This window comes from Salmonella sp. 2020_1459 (genome assembly GCF_043847915.1).
GTDB lineage: Bacteria > Pseudomonadota > Gammaproteobacteria > Enterobacterales > Enterobacteriaceae > Salmonella > Salmonella enterica.
On the sequence record NZ_JBCMFA010000007.1, the window covers coordinates 196976 to 213346 of the forward strand.

Below are 16371 nucleotides of genomic sequence, written 5' to 3' on the forward strand. Positions count from 1 at the left end.
CAAATAGAGACCATCCTGAGGACATGCTGTTGAAACGCCGTTTGTTTATTGCCGCTTCTTTATTCGCGATGCACCTTTCTCCTGCGCTTGCGGCCGATGCCGTAAGTTTTGCTCCCCAACCGCCAGCCATTGATGCAGGCGCCTGGGTGTTGATGGATTACACTACGGGACAGGTTCTTACCGCCGGTAATGAACACCAGCAACGTAATCCCGCCAGTCTCACCAAGCTAATGACGGGCTACGTCGTCGATCGCGCCATCGATAGTCATCGTATCAGCCCTGACGATATCGTCACCGTTGGGCGAGATGCCTGGGCGAAGGATAATCCGGTGTTTGTCGGCTCCTCGTTGATGTTTTTAAAAGAAGGAGATCGCGTGTCGGTGCGTGATTTAAGCCGTGGCTTAATCGTGGATTCCGGTAACGATGCCTGTGTGGCGCTGGCGGATTATATCGCGGGCGGGCAGCCGCAGTTTGTGGCGATGATGAACAGCTATGTGAAAAAACTCAATTTGCAGGATACCCATTTTGAAACCGTCCACGGTCTGGATGCGCCGGGACAACATAGCTCCGCGTATGATCTGGCTGTACTCTCCCGGGCGATTATTCACGGCGAACCTGAATTTTATCACATGTACAGCGAGAAAAGCCTGACCTGGAACGGCATCACGCAGCAGAACCGCAACGGCTTGTTATGGGATAAGACCATGCATATCGATGGGCTTAAAACCGGACACACATCGGGGGCGGGATTTAATCTTATCGCATCGGCGGTGGACGGGCAGCGCCGACTTATCGCCGTCGTGATGGGAGCGAAAAGTTCGAAAGGTCGTGAGGAACAGGCGCGAAAACTGTTGCAGTGGGGCCAGCAAAACTTTGCGACGGTGCAGATTTTGCACAGCGGTAAAAAAGTGGGCAGCGAGCGAATCTGGTATGGAGACAAAGAAAAGATTGCGCTGGGTACGGAACAGGATTTCTGGATGGCGCTGCCCAAAGCGGAAATTCCGCATATCAAAGCAAAATATGTGCTGGATAGAAAAGAGCTGGAGGCGCCAATCGCCGCTCATCAACAGGTAGGTGAAATAGAGCTCTACGATCGGGATAAACTGATCGCTCAGTGGCCGCTGGTCACTCTGGAATCGGTGGGTAAAGGCAGTATGTTCTCTCGTCTGAGCGACTATTTTCAGCATAAAGCGTAAGCCGTTGTCACACACCGTTCACCGTCATCTGAGGTGTCAAAAGGGCGGGATTGCGAGGTTGCTCACAAAATGATCACGCTGTCCTTGTGACCGTAAAAGGCTGTAATTATACTGTACATTCATACAGTGTAGTAAAGTGACGGAGGCAGCATGGATTACGAAATCAGGCAGGAACAAAAACGCAAGATAGCCGGTTTCCACATGGTCGGTCCATGGGAACACACCGTGAAGCAGGGTTTTGAACAACTGATGACATGGGTGGATCGACAGCGGATCGTGCCAGTTGAATGGATTGCCGTCTATTACGACAATCCAGATGTCGTACCTGCGGAAAAACTCCGCTGCGATACCGTGGTGTCCGTGGCAGAGAATTTCATCCTGCCGGACAATAGCGAAGGCGTAATCGTGACCGCCATTGAAGGCGGCGAATATGCCACTGCTGTCGCGCGAGTGGAAGACCGTGACTTTGCGAAGCCGTGGGAACGGTTTTTTGACGTCCTCGAGCAGGATAGCGCTTATCAGATAGCCTCTGCACCCTGTTTTGAAACCTATCTGAATAACGGCATGGAAGATGGATACTGGGATATTGAAATGTATATTCCGGTACAGCGGCAGTGATCGACTGGTTTCCTGGCTGAAAAGAGCGGACGGATAATGTGTTCCGTCCGCCAGTGCGCTATTTTTGCTATAAAGCAGGTACAATGCATTTTTTGCCATTCCCGTAAGGAGCGCAAGCGTGCGTGCCGATAAGTCATTAAGCCCTTTTGAAATACGGTTGTACCGTCATTATCGCATCGTGCATGGCATACGTATCGCCCTGGCGTTCATTCTTACCTTTCTGCTGGTTCGTCTGTTTTCTATTCCCGAGGGCACATGGCCGCTAATCACGTTAGTGGTGATTATGGGGCCCATCTCATTCTGGGGAAATGTAGTGCCTCGTGCTTTTGAGCGCATAGGCGGTACGATCCTGGGCGCGGCGTTAGGGCTGGTGGCGCTACGCCTGGAGCTCTTTTCCTTACCGCTGATGCTGGTGTGGTGTGCGATAGCGATGTTTTTGTGCGGCTGGCTGGCCTTAGGGAAAAAACCGTATCAGGCGCTACTGATAGGCATAACGCTCGCCGTTGTTGTCGGCGCTCCCGCTGGTGATATGAATACGGCATTATGGCGTGGCGGGGATGTGATTTTGGGGTCGCTACTGGCGATGTTGTTTACCGGCATCTGGCCCCAGCGCGCCTTTTTGCACTGGCGCATCCAACTGGCGCATTGCGTCACGGCGTATAATCGGGTGTATCAGGCAGCGCTGTCGCCGAATTTGCTGGAGCGCCCCCGGTTGGATAAACATTTGCAACGGTTGCTGAACGATGTCGTCAAAATGCGCGGGCTGATAACGCCCGCCAGTAAAGAAACCCGGATACAAAAATCTATTTTCGAGGCCATTCAGACCATCAACCGCAATCTGGTTTGTATGCTTGAATTACAAATCAATGCCCACTGGGCGACGCGCGCCAGCCATTTTGTGATGCTTAACGCGCACACATTGCGTGAAACCCAGCAGATGACGCAGCAAACCTTGCTAACGATCGCCCACGCGTTGTTTGAAGGCAACCCGCAGCCGGTACTGGCAAACACCGGTAAACTGAATGATATTGCTGCCGAGTTGCGGCAGCTAATGAACGAGCAGCAGGGCGACGCGGTGGCTGAAACCCCCATCCACGGCTATGTTTGGCTAAGTATGGAAACGGCCCGACAGTTGGAACTGCTTTCACATTTGATCTGCCGGGCTTTGCGCAAATAAAAAGCAGATGGGGCGAATGAATTTGTTGCTGCTTCGATTCAGCAAAGATTAAGAGTATGATACTAATATAAGGATAAAATGAGTGCTACTGGCAACGATTTTATCCCCGAACCTTCAGGTTTCCCCAGACGGCGACGTAACGGTGTTTCCTCTGGCGGCTTGAAGTATGACGGGGATAAACGTAATGTTTATCCACTAGCAGTTGCTTAACGAATCCGAATCTCACATTATCAGGGGTGTAAAAATGGAAACAACCAAGCCTTCTTTCCAGAACGTGCTGGAGTTTGTTCGTCTGTTCCGTCGCAAAAATAAACTGCAGCGTGAAATTCAGGACATTGAGAAGAAGATCCGTGACAACCAGAAGCGTGTGCTGCTGCTGGACAACCTGAGCGACTACATCAAGCCAGGTATGAGCGTTGAGGCGATTCAGGGTATCATCGCCAGTATGAAAAGCGACTATGAAGATCGCGTTGATGACTACATCATTAAAAATGCCGAAATCTCCAAAGAGCGTCGCGACATTTCCAAAAAGCTGAAAGCGATGGGCGAAATGAAACACGCCGATGTAAAAGCCGAATAATGTGCTACGGCAGTGGGAGCGTATATCAGGCTCTCACTGCAGTTTGACCCCGCCAGTGACCATCTTGAGTAAATGTTGTTTTGGCCAGTGTCGGGTAAGTTTTTTCTCTGCCAGCTTACCTTTCAGGCGCGCAATATCATGACGTTTCCGGTCCAGCATCAGACCCACCACGCTACCGCTATGTGCCACGTTCAATCCGTATAAATCACACTCTTCGACCAGCGACAACAGGGCGGTAAATCCTGGCTTAGGTAACAGCGTCTGGCTGGCGATAGCGCTAAGCGTAGCCGCCTCACCCAGTCGGAGCGGATTTTGCGTTATACAGGCTTCCTGCACCAGATTCCAGGCCTGCTGCAAGGTTGCTGAACTTGCTATTAATTTCTGCTGGCGAGGGAGACAGTGGTAATCTTGCGTGCGCAGTGTGACCGGACTTTCCAGTACCAGCAAATCGATTGGCGGCGGTGGCTCGCAGGCGATTTGCGTGACCGCATTATTATGATCAAACAGCGTTAACTGATGAAAAACGGTGCTATCAGTGGGTTCGATTGAGACGCAAAGCTGTGCAAGGGTGGTTTCATCCAGCGAATGGCCAAGATGATGCGCCGTTGCCACCGCCGTAGCGGCAATATCTGCGGTGCTGCTGGCCATGCCTTTGGCAACGGGAATTGACGAACGCACATCGACGCGAATCTCGTTACTCCAGTGCGCAGGATACTGCCAGTGCGCCAGAACGCGCTCCACCATCGCCCGCGACAATGGGCGCTCGTTTACCAACGGCGGCGCAGCCGTGACTGCTACGGTGCTGTACCAGTCAACGGGGCAGGAGACCAGTTTCTCACTGCCCAGAATCCATCCCTGGATAAGTTCTCCGCATGAGGCGGGGCATTGCGCAACAGCCACGTTATCACCTTTCAGGTACGAATAGTGTGCGCGCATAGTGTCATGGTAAAAGCGTTATTACCATGACTTGCCGCAATGCGTCGTATAACCCTCTCAGGCTGGTACACAAAGCCCTTCCGTGGCCGGTAGCGCAATGCGCATAACGTCTTGTGCGATCATTAACTCTTCGTTGGTGTTGATGACGGCGACTTTCACCAGGGCGTTCTCCGTCTGGATAAATGTCGCATTACGTTGATTTTTCTCTTCATCAACGGCTAAGCCCAAAAATTGCAAATTATGGCACACCGCCGATCTGGCGCGCGCTGAGTTCTCGCCAATTCCCCCAGTGAATACCAGCGCATCCAGTCCTCCCATTTGCATAATATAGCTGCCAATGGTGGCGCGAATGCGTTCGGCAAACAGAGTGAGAGCGAGTTTAGCCTGCCGGTTACCGGTATTGGCTGCCTGTTCGACATCGCGGTAATCAGACGACACGCCAGAAACGCCCAGCAAGCCTGACTCATTATTTAATAACTGATTCAACTGTTGCGGCGTTTTGCTTTCGCGCTGGGCTATCCACGGCAGAATAGAGGGATCAATATCTCCGCTACGGGTGCCCATCATCACGCCTGACTGCGGCGTAAAGCCCATCGACGTATTGACCGAACGCCCGTTCTTGATGGCGCAGATGCTGCTACCGTTTCCAAGATGACAACAAATCACCCGTAATGCGCTGAGTGGTACGCCCAGCTTTTCCGCCAGAACGCCGCTGACATACTTATGGCTGGTGCCATGAAAGCCATAACGGCGAATCCCCAGTTCCGCGTAATAATGCCAGGGAAGCGGGTAAATATAGGCGGGTTCATCCAGCGTCTGGTGAAATGCCGTATCAAACACGGCTACGGAAGGGGCATCAGGCAACAGTTGACGAAAAACGTGAATACCCAACGCGTTTACCGGGTTGTGAAGCGGGGCCAGTTCAGCAAGACGTTCGATTTGCGCTAACGTTTCATCCGTGACCAGCGTCGAGTCTTTAAAAAACTCACCGCCGTGCGCCACACGATGGCCCACCCCGTCAATGTCCCGCAGACTGTTAATGATTTGATAACCCAGCAGCTTTTCCAGAAGCAGCGTTACCGCATCGCGATGATCGGCAACGGGGACGGTTTCCTGCCATTTTTGGCTGTGCGTCTTAATTGTCACCTGCGCATCCGTCATACCGATACGCTCAATCAGCCCCTGACAGAGCATGTCGCCCTGCGGCATCTCCAGCAGCTGAAATTTTAACGATGAGCTACCGGCGTTAATGGCCATTATTTTGTAAGACATAAAGGTTCCTTCGAATTCAGAAAATCCAGCACGGCGTCGAGACCCGAGTTATTCAGCGCGCTGGTAATAAAAATCTGCTGTGCGCCAGCCTGCGTAAGCCATTCCGCAACCAGCGAAATACGCTGCGGCTCGGCGAGATCGGCCTTGGTGACCAGGCCAATCGTCGGGCGGTTCATCGGGGCGGTAAACCCCGGAGAAAAGGGCGACCACTGGGCGTCGGCATTTAACACCAGGGCGATAACGTCGGCCTCGCAGGCGCTGGTTAGCAGGGCGCTGTACAGGCAGCGGTTCTCCAGGTATTCGCCCGGCGTGTCGATGGCCATCGGCGACCATTCAATGGCCTGGGTTTTCTTATAATGGAGCGCTTCGCCGCGCAGGCTTTGGGTCAGCGAGGTTTTTCCGCACTGGCTGGGGCCGATAAACATCAAACGCTTCATGACGTTACGTCCGGGTGATCGAACAGGTGGTGAACTGCATCATTTCGCCCAGCGTGTGCGTTACCTGCTTGAGGGCATACTCGACGGCGGAAACGTCGCCGGTCAGCACCACGGCACCGGTAAAGCGATCGAGAAAACCAATTTCCACCGCGCCGGATTTAGTGGCGATATCGCAGGCGATAATCGATGCTTCGCTCGGCGTGATGGTAAGGATGCCAATGGCGGACACTGCATCCGGCAGGCCCAGCTTCTTAAAGAGATCTTTCCCTGGATTAGCAATCAGGTGCGCGAGAGTGACCTGTTTCCCCGGCACGTATTCCTGAATCATGCGATCCGTTGTCGGTTGTCTTTCCATTATCCCTCCACCATCTGTCGCCACATGGCTTCATGCGGGCGCGGGATCACCGAGCGGTAAACCAGCAACCCTTTCTCGCCCGCGCTTTCGCTGGCAACCGTCACGGCGTTATTGACGTCAGAAACGTCGCCCGCCACCACCATGTAGCATTTACCGCCGATGCCGAAGGCCATATGCACCCGCACCAGGGTGACGTTTGAGCCTTTCACCGCCCGGTCTGCGGCGCTAATGCAGGCCGCCACGCTCCAGGTTTCGACGATACCTACCGCCTGGCGCTTATCGACGCTGTTCAGGCCGCTGATGGCCGGAAGTACGCTGGGATGAATATTGGCCAGCACCAGGCTGTCGACGAGCATCTCGCCGGCCTGCGACGTACCGGTTTCAATGGCCTGCTGGATAGCGCCGATATCGCCGCCCAGCATCAGTAAAAACTTACCTGGGCAGATGGTCTTACTGACCAGCAGATTAACGTTGGCGCTTTTCAGCATGGCATCACCAAGCTCCATGCCTTTGGCGATGCTGGTGAGTTCTAAAATTCCTATAGCCTGAGACATGGTTAACCTCTTACAACCGTGATGGCCTGTTCGCTGATGGCCGATACAACGCCGTCGATGCTGGCGTGAATCGGCGCGCCTAATGCACCTGCCGGGACATCGGCAACGCATTGCCCGCGCGTCACGCGCTCGCCGACGGCAACAGTCGGTACTGCGCTGGCACCAATATGCTGGCGCAGCTGCAAAGTGACTTTTTCTACTGACGGCTCTTCTTCAACCAGCGGCGCTTCCTGGTACCAGGGGCTTAGTCCCAGTTTGGCGATCAGCCGCTTCACCGGCACCAGGCGATATTTCGCCATTTCGTCGGCTGGGTTCAGCGGCCCTACGTAGCGCTGGTTTTGCGCCCGCAGCTCGCGTTTTAACATGCGGTTGATGCGCATCGGCGAGATCCCCACCGGGCAGGCCACGCTTTCGCAAACGTTGCATTCCGAGCAGGTAAGGGCGCTCAGCAGCAGCTGCGGCGTGGCGGCCTGGTGAAAGTTCACTGCCCGCACCAGCAGGTGCGGGGAGAGTTCGTGGCCGATCAGATGCCGTGGGCAGAGATCGGTACACAGTCGGCACTGTTCGCAGACGGTACGCGCGACGGAAAGCACCGTGCGCTCGTCCTGCATTCTGCGCTGGATAAGCAGATGGCTTTTGGGGAGCACCAGCAGGCCGCCGGTAGTTTTCGTCACCGGGTTATCAAGAGAGGTAATCAGGCCACCCATCATCGGGCCGCCGTTAATAAAACCAGGGTCGTCGACCGTTGCGCCGCCCGCCAGCGCCAGCACTTCATGCAGTGACATGCCGATAGGAACGGTAACGGTCAACGGTCTGGCGACCGCGCCGTTCACGGTCAACGTGCGACGAGTGACCGGAAACTGCTGCTCGACCGCCCGGGCAATATTGAGCACCGTTTGCACGTTATTGACGACCACGCCGACGCTGGCCGGTAGCGCAGCCGGGGCGACCCGGCGGCCGGTTGCCATCCAGATAGTCAGCACCTCATCGCCCGCGGGATATACATCCGGCAGGATATGCAGGCGGATACCGTCTGGCAGCAGTGGAGTGAGGGCGTCGATGGCCCGGCGGTATTTTTCTTTCAGGGCTATCACCCCTTCGCGCGCGCCGGTTGCCGTCATCGCGTACTGCACGCCGCGAACAAGACGCGCGGCCTGCTGCCACATCAGTTGCTGGTCAACTTTGAGCATCGGTTCACACTCGGCGGCGTTCACCAGAAAAATCTCTACCTGCGCCTGTAGTTTGACGTGAGCGGGAAAACCTGCGCCGCCCGCACCCACAACGCCCGCTGCGCGAACGCGCTCGCGAATTTCATCGGCGCTATGGGATATTTCAACGCTATTGATGGCGGCGCTCATAGCAGTTCCTCCAGCAGCTCGCGAATTTCCTCGGCGCTGGCCGGGCGCGGGTTGGTGCGCAACGTGACGTCCGCCAGCGCAGCCTGCACCATCGCCGGAATGCGTGCGGAAAAGTCGGATCTTCCTTCTTTAAGCGCAACGGCCAGTGAGGGAAGGGCACAGCGTTGCTTAAGCAGTTCGATTTGCTGAATCAGCGCATTGATCGCCGCAACGTCATTGGCTTCTGCCGGGCAAAAGCCGCAGGCTTTGGCCATCCGCGCGTAGCGTTTGGCGGCGCGCGGGTCACCCGCGTTAAAGCGGATCACCGTCGTGAGCAGCAGCGCATTGGCCAGCCCGTGCGGCAGATGGAACTGTCCGCCGAGCTGGTGGGCTATCGCGTGGTTAAGACCCAGTCCCGCCTGGCTGAATGCCATCCCCGCCAGCGTTGAAGCATTGTGCATTTTCCCGCGCGTCGCTACGCAGTCGCCTTTTTCCACCGCCGTGGGCAGATACTGGAACACCAGTTTGGCGGCCTTTTCCGCCAGCGCGTCGGTAAAGTCGCTGGCGTGCGGTGAAACCCACGCTTCCAGGGCGTGGGTCAGCACGTCCATGCCGGTGTTGGCGGTAATCTGCGGCGGTACGCTGACCACCAGCTCCGGGTCGAGGATCGCCATATCCGGATACAGCGCATTGTTGAACAGCGGATACTTGATGCCTTTATCCGGGTCGCTAATTACGCAGGCGCTGGTGACTTCCGAACCGGTGCCGCTGGTGGTCGGGATCGCCACGCAGGTTTCGATGTTGATCCCGCTCTGCTGGCTAAACCAGACAATCGCTTTCGCCGCGTCCATTGCCGAGCCGCCGCCAAAACCGATCACCACCTGCGGTTGCAGAGCCTGCATTTGCGCAATGCCCTGAACCACGGTGTGGATGGTGGGGTCCGGCGTTATCTCGCTAAAGACGCTGATGCGGTTATCTGCGGGCAGCGCGTTACGCAGGGTATCCAGCAGCGGAGAGCGAGCCAGAAAGCCATCGCAGATTATCCAGATGTGCTTATTGGTAAAGCGCTTGAGCACCGCCAGGCTGCCCTGACCGCTGTACAACCGCGTTTGTAGTGAGAAGGTATTCATCGCGACCTCGGTTAGCGAATAGAAAAGCCGTTGGTCAGTACGCAGCGCCGGGAGCGGGCAAAAGTACGCGCTGACGTGGTCCCTTCACCGGTTGGTGTGGCAATAGTAAAGGTGGTAAAGCCTTCGCCGCCGACGCCGATCCCGGCATAAGAGGGGCCGTTTTTGACGAATATCGAGGTTTGCAGCGTGCGGGCCGCGAGGTTCAGGCGCGACACGTTCTGCGAGTGCATAATGGCGGTATGATGCAGCCCCTCTTCAACCTTCAGGGCCAGCGCCAGCGCGCTATCGAAATCGCTGACTTTTACCACCGGCAGCATCGGCATCAGCTGTTCGCTGGTGACCCACGGATCGTCGGCGTTGACAACGGCAATCAGCAGACGCGGCGCTTTTGCAGGGACAGCGATCCCGGCGGCTTCCAGCATGGCCGATGGGCTCTTGCCGACCAGTTTTTTATTCGCCTGGCCTTCAGGCAGGCAGACGGCGCGGAGTTTGTCGGTATCGGCAGGGCTTAGCAGCAGCGCGCCGAAGGTTTGCATTTGCTGCACCAGACGCTCGGCGACGCTCTCCACTACGATCAGGCTCTTCTCGGCAATGCAGGGCAGGTTGTAATCGAATGACGCGCCGCTGATGATATCTTCCGCCGCTTTCACCAGGTCCGCTGTTTCATCGACGATGCAGGGCGGGTTGCCCGCGCCAGCGCCAATCACCTTCTTACCGCTCTTCATGCCCATTGCCACAATGCCGGGACCACCGGTAATCGCCAGTACTGCGATGCGCGGGTGGGCCATCATCTGCTGGGTCGCTTCGAAAGTCGGTTCAGCCACGGTCACCACCAGATTGCGGATGCCGCAGCAGCGGAAGGCAATCTCTTCAATCAGGCTAATCAGCTTCAGAGAGACCTTTTTCGCGCCCGGATGCGGGCTAAAGTAAATACTATTGCCCGCCGCCAACATGCTGATGCTGTTATTGATGATGGTTTCCGTCGGGTTGGTGCTTGGGGCGACCGAACCGATGACGCCAAACGGCGAGTATTCAAAGAGCACCATGCCGCCGTCACCGGTCAGCGCGGTGGTGGTGAGGTCTTCTACGCCCGGCGTGTTGTCCAGCGCAGCCTTGTTCTTGAGGAATTTATCTTCTTTGTTGCCCATCCCCGTTTCATTGGCGCTCTCTTCCGCCAGGGGTGCCAGTAGCGGCGTCAGCTCCTGACGCATCGCGCTGATAATGGCGCTGCGGGTTTTTAGCGGGCACTGCTGATAACGTAAGAACGCCTGGTGCGCGGCGTCGATGGCCTCGCTCACGGACTGGAAAATCCCTTTGCCCTGAGGCTGGGCCGGCGTTTGCGCCGGCGTGGTTAATTGCTCGCTAAGAATGGTGCGAATCAGGGTTTCGAGTTCAGAATTATTCATTGATGAGTTCCCACGTTAATAGCCGCGATGGCGGTCTGTGCTATGTCCATGTCCTGCTCAACGCTGCCGCCGCTGATGCCAAGACCCCCAATTAATATGCCGTCGCGCCACAGGGCGTAACCGCCGCCAAAGGTGACCACTTTTCCCTGTAAATGACTTTCCAGGCCATAAAGCGCCGCGCCTGGCTGAACAACATCGCTCAGCTCATGGGTCGCCGTTTTCATTGCCACTGCGGTCCATGCCTTTTTCGGCGCCAGTTCGCTGCTGACCAGCAGGGCGTCCGGCATCCGCCAGGTCACAGTTTCCGTGCCGTGCGCGTCAACGATGCTGACGACTACCGGAACCTGCAGTTGCTGCGCGCGTTCAACGGCGGCGCGGGTGAGCTGGTGCAGATCGTGGAATGAGAGGGCCACGGACGTTGTCTCCTTGCTGCGGGGCGGCTGGCAGGCAGCCAGATAGCGCTTGCTAACTTCACGGATGATGTTGGCCTGGTGCGCATCGCTATCTTCCGCGCGGGCCAGGGCGTACAGGCAGTCCGATAAGCGGTTGATGTAGCGCATCAGCACCTGGCGTACGTTGACTTCAGTTGCCAGTTCAACCAGACGGCGTTCGGCGCGGCGCGCCAGTGTGCGGGCAAAATGTAAGCGGCTCGCGGCTTCGCAGCGTCCGGGTAAAATAAAGCTGTGCAGCGGTTCGACGCGGGCCATTGCCCGATCGATAGCGGCTTCCAGGGCCGAAATCTCTTCGCTGCTGATGTAGCGCTGTTTGGGCGACGGCTGCTCGCTGTCGCTGGCCAGCTCTGCGCTAAACCAAAAAAGTTGCTGCTGGATGGCCTCGAGTAAGGCGCGGTGGTTTTCATCCGCAGCGGCGCAGGCGCACAGGCTCAGCGCGGCATTCAGCTCATCCAGCGTGCCGTAGGCTTCAACCCGCGGGTGGGTTTTGCTCACCCGCTGGCCGGTAAACAGTGATGTGGTGCCAGCGTCACCTGTTCGGGTATAAATCGCCATAACCGCCCCTTAACGTGAAAGCGTATCTACAATGCCGACAACGGCGAGGTCGATGGCCTCATTTGGCCCGGAAAAAACGTGCCTGGCGCTGGAGCCGCCGCTGAGCAAAACCAGTTCGCCGACGCCTGCGCCGACGGAGTCCACGGCCACTTCATCGCCGGAGGTAGGCGAGGCGGGGAGTTCGCCATCGGCGCTGACCCGACGCACCAGCAGCAGCTTTTTCCCAATCAAAGAAGGTGATTTTTGCGTGGAGACAACCGCGCCCGTGACTCGTGCCAGATGCATGATTTACTCCTGCTTAATTAATTGAATATTCCGCGCATTGGCCGCGTCACGCGCCATGGCGGTCACGATGCATTTGCGGTGGACAACCACACGTCCCCGGCTTAGCAGCGCGACATCGCGATAGCTCAGCACCGAACCCGCATGCAGAACCAGCGGCAGTCCGTGCTCGTCGGTGAATACCAGCGGCAGACGAGCCAGTTTTTTTACCGGGATAACCGGCAGCAGCTGGCTGTGCAGGCTGAGCTGTACGCAGATGCCAAACGCCAGCGCGTCGTGAATTTTCCGGGCGGCGGCATCGTCGGTTTCTGCATCCGCAAGCTGACCCAGCAGCGGCAGGTCGACGAGCAGGATGCGCAGCGACGCGTGCTGACAGAACAATGCTGGACAGTCGGCATCGCGAAGTTGCGTAACGCTCAGCGTCGCCGTGCTCTGGGCACGGCGATGCAGTCGGGAGACAATCTCCTCGACAATGCGCTGCAGAATTTCGCCGTTCATCGCGGGCCTACCAGCCGGGCAAAGGCATGCGGGTTATCGGCACCAGCGGCGTTGGCTTCATCGGTATCAATGTGCATTTCGAGGCGCATGTCCGGTGAAACGCGAATCGCCACGTTGTTGAAAATCAGCCCGCGATCGTCGCCTTCAATCGCCACGGAGACCATATCGCCGTGGGAAACCCGCAGGATCAGCGCATCAAGCGGCGACATATGGATATGCCGCTGCGCGACGATAACCCCGGAAGGCAGCTCCAGTTCGGCAAAGGGGCTGACCAGGCGGATGCCCGGCGTCCCCTTCAGGTTGCCGGACATTCTCAGCGGCGCGGCAATCCCCAGCGTTCTCGCATCGGTACGCGAAATTTCCACCTGGCTTACCGAGCGCAGCGGGCCGAGCAGGCGCACATTTTTGAGCTGCCCTTTCGGTCCCACCAGAGTGACGGTTTGCTCCGCGGCGTATTGTCCCGGCTGCAGCAGCGCTTTTTTCTCGCTGATGGGATGGCCGGGAAACAGCCGCTCATAATCCTGTGCGGACAGGTGGATATGACGGTTTGAGACGCCCAGCGGAATAGGCCGCTGGCGCATCTCGTCGAGAACTTTACTGACCGTTGATTGCAGAAGCTCTTTATCCATTACGCTTCACCTCGCTTGCCGGAATGAATGCAAAGCGTACGAGGTTCGCCCTTCTGGCGCGGACATTTTGGATCCAGACACAGATTGCAGCTGACCAGTTCTGATTCCTGCGGGGCATCTTCGGCTGGCGCTTCAGAAACGACATCGGCCATCTCTGACGCTTCAGGCTCAGGTTCTATGACGGAGGGGGAGGGAGCCTCTGCGAGCAGGATCCCTTCTCCGGGCCTGGCGATAACCTTGTGGGCCACCAGGCCATTCCGCTGTTCGGCGAAATGCGCACCGGTGGTGATAGCCGCCTGCACGGAGGCCACATCACCGGTAATTTTAATCACCATCCAGCCTGAACCATTGGTCTTTTCGAGGGCGAGCAGCGTGATAGAAGCGGATTTCGCCATGATATCGGCGCAGCTGATAGCCAGTGCCAGACCACAAACTTCAAGTAATCCCAGTGATTGCTTCACGCGGTGCTCCTTATTCGCCATCGATTAGGCTGATTTCGGTAAAATGGCCTCAACATCACTGTGCGGACGCGGGATAACGTGGCAGGATTTCACTTCACCCACGACGCTTGCCGCCGCGCTGCCTGCATCTACGGCTGCTTTAACCGCGCCGACATCGCCGCGAACCATGACGGTAACCAGGCCAGAACCAATTTTTTCGTAGCCCACCAGCTGTACGTTGGCGGATTTAACCATTGCATCGGCGGCTTCAATGGCGCCGACCAGCCCTTTTGTTTCAACCAGTCCCAGTGCGTTATTCATACTGCAGTTCTCCTGTTGCTTAGCTATTCAGATCCCGGAAAGGGATCCCTTTGACCAGCCGTGCCGCGTTATTACCGGTATTGCGATGGGCCTGACTGTCCTGATGATGCATCAGCGTAAAAAGCGGCGCCGATGCGGGTAAATTCTTGTAATGCACGACCAGCGAGTGTCGATCGCAGGCAATGCCGACCAGCAGCGGCGAGCTGCGCGCCGCCTGCCAGGCGCTGTCAACGACATCTCCAGCCGGGTGATGCTGAAGCAGGAAAGGGATGCCTTCCTCTTCGATACCCAGCAGCACTTCGTGCCAGAGGCTGGCGCAGTCGTTGATAACGGTAATGACGATGGCCGGGGCGCTGTGATTACTGTCCATATGCAAATTCCTTGTGCCAGGAGAGAATCAGGCCGGTGGCCACCGCGTTTCTTGGGCCTTCGCTGCCGCGAATATTTCCTCGCCCGGCGACCAGACGGTAGTGCGCCAGCGCATCGGTGACCAGCTGCGGAACTTCGAAATCCAGCGACGAACCGCCGACCAGCACCACGAACGGAATATCGCGAATGTTGCCGGTTGGACTGACCTGGCGCAGCGCGCGCAGGGCGTTGGTGACAAAGACGCGTTCTTTAGCGCTGCGGCGAATAGCACGCACTTTTTCCAGCGCTAAGTCGCCGGGAAGCGGCACCAGTTCGTCCGGTTTCACCACGCAGACGCGGGCGAACACGGCGGGAGGCAGCGGCGTCGGGAAGAACTGGACGCTGCCGTCCTCGTGGCGTAAGTGGAACAGACTTTCGACCTTAGCCAGCGGGTATTTTTTGATCTCTTCCGCCAGATAGCGGTCTTCCAGTCCCAGTTCGCGGGCAATAATCATCGTGACCATGTCGCCTGCCCCGGCGAGATGGGTGGCGATGATTTCACCTTTAGGGTTGATGATGGAGGCATCGGTGGAGCCCGCGCCGAGGTCGAGGATCGCCAGCGGTCGGGTGGTACCCGGCGTGGTCAGCGCGCCCAGAATGGCGGCTTCAGCCTCAGCGCCGCCGATCTGCACGTCGATATTAAGCTTCTGCTCAATTTCACGGGCAATCATCGCCATCTGCAGACGGTCTGATTTCACCATCGAGGCGATGCCGACGGCCTGCTCCAGCGAGAACTCCCCGGCCAGACCGCCGGTGACGCTCACCGGAACCGAGGTGTCAACGGCCAGAAGATCCTGAATGAAAATCTCGCTGCTGGGCTTATTGGTTAGCTCGGCCATGGTCTGGCGTACGTGCTCCAGCATGCCGCCGATATTGGTCCCGGCCTCGCCGGTGACGTTGTCGAGCTTGCCGCAGCCGTCCACCGCTTTCATGATAGCTTCGGCACCGGCGGCAACATCCACGCGCACGGTACGACCCTGCGCCTGCAGCTCCAGGTTACCGGCGGGTATTGCGCGCGCTTTGACGTCGCCGGATGGCGTTTTAACCACTACGGCGGAACGGTTGCCAATCAGCGCGCGCGCCATCGGGACGATGTTTTTCGTCTCATCGGCGTTGAGGTTGAATACGGTGGCGATGCCGTAAGGGTTGGAGAGGGTCTCGATAACCTTCCCCGGCACGGCGACTTCAATCGCCGCCAGCATCCCCAGAGGAATGCGGTCGATGTACAGAACCTCGTCAACGATCGGCAGCGATTTTTCCAGCCGGTTGCTGACTAGTACGCCATCGTCGCGCTGCAAAATGACGCCGGTAATCTGGTATCCGGCACGCATTGAGGCGTTGATAACATTGGCGATGTCGGCAAAATCGAATGCCGATGACACCACCAGAATATAGGACGAGTCCGCCGGGCGGGTTAACAGCTCCTCCGGCGTAATCGTGATACCCACACCAAGGCCTACTCCGCCCGGCGTTTTTGGGTTATGGCCGATCATTGTCGATTCGGTGATGATGGTTTCGGTAATGGTTTCCATCGCCACATCGCCAATCACCGGCGTGGCTTCGTTAATGCGGATGAGCGAAATATCGCTGACATTGATCCCCGCGCGCTTTGCGACGAGGGCGAGCGCTTCCTGAATGCCGAACACGTTACGCAACGTGCCTTTGATCCCGGTGGTTTCCGCCAGCGCGCTGTGCGTAATCGTCAGTGCGCCAGTCTCATCTTGCCGCGCCAGTGCGACTTCCGTTGATGAGTTACCGATGTCAATGCCAGCTATATATCGCATTGTC

20 protein-coding genes are annotated in these 16371 nt (G+C 57.1%); 4 read left to right on the forward strand and 16 right to left on the reverse strand.

The window, feature by feature from the left end:
• The first annotated feature begins 23 nt into the window (after positions 1–23).
• The 4 genes from dacD (at position 24) to ACH0VJ_RS18230 (ending at position 3571) form a co-directional block, all read left to right on the forward strand.
• Entirely contained in the window at positions 24–1196 is a 1173-nt protein-coding gene (dacD, locus tag ACH0VJ_RS18215) for a serine-type D-Ala-D-Ala carboxypeptidase DacD (RefSeq protein ID WP_000925043.1), read from the forward strand.
• A gap of 150 nt (positions 1197–1346) precedes the next feature.
• Positions 1347–1814, forward strand: a complete 468-nt coding sequence (gene sbmC, locus ACH0VJ_RS18220) for a DNA gyrase inhibitor SbmC (RefSeq protein ID WP_000384327.1) — start codon at positions 1347–1349, stop codon at positions 1812–1814.
• 118 nt (positions 1815–1932) lie between these two features.
• Positions 1933–2991 carry an FUSC family protein gene (locus ACH0VJ_RS18225; RefSeq protein ID WP_001200858.1) on the forward strand — a complete coding sequence of 353 codons (1059 nt, stop codon included), beginning with the start codon at positions 1933–1935 and terminating at the stop codon, positions 2989–2991.
• Positions 2992–3235: 244 nt separating this feature from the next.
• The gene (locus ACH0VJ_RS18230) at positions 3236–3571 is read left to right on the forward strand and encodes a DUF496 family protein (protein WP_000450411.1); all 336 of its coding nucleotides are present in this window, start codon (positions 3236–3238) and stop codon (positions 3569–3571) included.
• Positions 3572–3604: 33 nt separating this feature from the next.
• Here ACH0VJ_RS18230 and pduX read toward each other — a convergent pair whose 3' ends face one another.
• The 16 genes from pduX to pduG all read right to left on the reverse strand — a co-directional run bounded on the left by pduX (position 3605) and on the right by pduG (position 16367).
• Positions 3605–4471 (reverse strand): L-threonine kinase PduX, encoded by an 867-nt coding sequence (gene pduX, locus ACH0VJ_RS18235; RefSeq protein ID WP_031622164.1) that lies wholly within the window; start codon positions 4469–4471, stop codon positions 3605–3607.
• Positions 4472–4564: 93 nt separating this feature from the next.
• The gene (pduW, locus tag ACH0VJ_RS18240; RefSeq protein ID WP_000120658.1) at positions 4565–5779 is read right to left on the reverse strand and encodes a propanediol utilization propionate kinase PduW; all 1215 of its coding nucleotides are present in this window, start codon (positions 5777–5779) and stop codon (positions 4565–4567) included.
• Positions 5764–6216: a propanediol utilization protein PduV gene (gene pduV, locus ACH0VJ_RS18245; protein ID WP_000826277.1), complete on the reverse strand. Its 453-nt coding sequence runs from the start codon at positions 6214–6216 to the stop codon at positions 5764–5766. Before pduV ends, pduW begins: the two co-directional genes overlap by 16 nt.
• 4 nt (positions 6217–6220) lie before the next feature.
• A complete protein-coding gene (pduU, locus tag ACH0VJ_RS18250) occupies positions 6221–6571 on the reverse strand; it encodes a propanediol utilization microcompartment protein PduU (RefSeq protein ID WP_000441099.1) in 351 nt (116 codons plus the stop codon).
• The gene (gene pduT / locus ACH0VJ_RS18255) at positions 6571–7125 is read right to left on the reverse strand and encodes a propanediol utilization microcompartment protein PduT (RefSeq protein ID WP_000075777.1); all 555 of its coding nucleotides are present in this window, start codon (positions 7123–7125) and stop codon (positions 6571–6573) included. Before pduT ends, pduU begins: the two co-directional genes overlap by 1 nt.
• A gap of 2 nt (positions 7126–7127) precedes the next feature.
• Positions 7128–8483, reverse strand: coding sequence for a cobalamin reductase PduS (pduS, locus tag ACH0VJ_RS18260; protein WP_001271290.1), 1356 nt, complete (start codon positions 8481–8483; stop codon positions 7128–7130).
• Entirely contained in the window at positions 8480–9592 is a 1113-nt protein-coding gene (gene pduQ, locus ACH0VJ_RS18265) for a 1-propanol dehydrogenase PduQ (protein ID WP_001091456.1), read from the reverse strand. Before pduQ ends, pduS begins: the two co-directional genes overlap by 4 nt.
• An 11-nt stretch (positions 9593–9603) precedes the next feature.
• Positions 9604–10998 carry a CoA-acylating propionaldehyde dehydrogenase PduP gene (pduP, locus tag ACH0VJ_RS18270; RefSeq protein WP_079833560.1) on the reverse strand — a complete coding sequence of 465 codons (1395 nt, stop codon included), beginning with the start codon at positions 10996–10998 and terminating at the stop codon, positions 9604–9606.
• Positions 10995–12005, reverse strand: a complete 1011-nt coding sequence (gene pduO, locus ACH0VJ_RS18275) for a two-domain cob(I)yrinic acid a,c-diamide adenosyltransferase PduO (RefSeq protein WP_001029476.1) — start codon at positions 12003–12005, stop codon at positions 10995–10997. The genes pduP and pduO overlap by 4 nt, the downstream gene beginning before the upstream one ends.
• Positions 12006–12014: 9 nt before the next feature.
• Positions 12015–12290: a propanediol utilization microcompartment protein PduN gene (gene pduN, locus ACH0VJ_RS18280; protein WP_000549825.1), complete on the reverse strand. Its 276-nt coding sequence runs from the start codon at positions 12288–12290 to the stop codon at positions 12015–12017.
• Positions 12291–12293: 3 nt separating this feature from the next.
• Positions 12294–12785, reverse strand: coding sequence for a propanediol utilization microcompartment protein PduM (gene pduM / locus ACH0VJ_RS18285; protein ID WP_001012835.1), 492 nt, complete (start codon positions 12783–12785; stop codon positions 12294–12296).
• The gene (locus ACH0VJ_RS18290; RefSeq protein WP_000356732.1) at positions 12782–13414 is read right to left on the reverse strand and encodes a phosphate propanoyltransferase; all 633 of its coding nucleotides are present in this window, start codon (positions 13412–13414) and stop codon (positions 12782–12784) included. Before ACH0VJ_RS18290 ends, pduM begins: the two co-directional genes overlap by 4 nt.
• Positions 13414–13896 (reverse strand): propanediol utilization microcompartment protein PduK, encoded by a 483-nt coding sequence (gene pduK / locus ACH0VJ_RS18295; RefSeq protein ID WP_001284379.1) that lies wholly within the window; start codon positions 13894–13896, stop codon positions 13414–13416. Before pduK ends, ACH0VJ_RS18290 begins: the two co-directional genes overlap by 1 nt.
• Before the next feature lie 3 nt (positions 13897–13899).
• Positions 13900–14175 (reverse strand): propanediol utilization microcompartment protein PduJ, encoded by a 276-nt coding sequence (pduJ, locus tag ACH0VJ_RS18300; RefSeq protein ID WP_001057755.1) that lies wholly within the window; start codon positions 14173–14175, stop codon positions 13900–13902.
• Between the two features lie 19 nt (positions 14176–14194).
• Positions 14195–14545 carry a propanediol dehydratase reactivase beta subunit PduH gene (pduH, locus tag ACH0VJ_RS18305; protein ID WP_000377967.1) on the reverse strand — a complete coding sequence of 117 codons (351 nt, stop codon included), beginning with the start codon at positions 14543–14545 and terminating at the stop codon, positions 14195–14197.
• Positions 14535–16367 (reverse strand): propanediol dehydratase reactivase alpha subunit PduG, encoded by a 1833-nt coding sequence (pduG, locus tag ACH0VJ_RS18310; RefSeq protein WP_001268884.1) that lies wholly within the window; start codon positions 16365–16367, stop codon positions 14535–14537. The genes pduH and pduG overlap by 11 nt, the downstream gene beginning before the upstream one ends.
• Positions 16368–16371 lie beyond the last annotated feature (4 nt).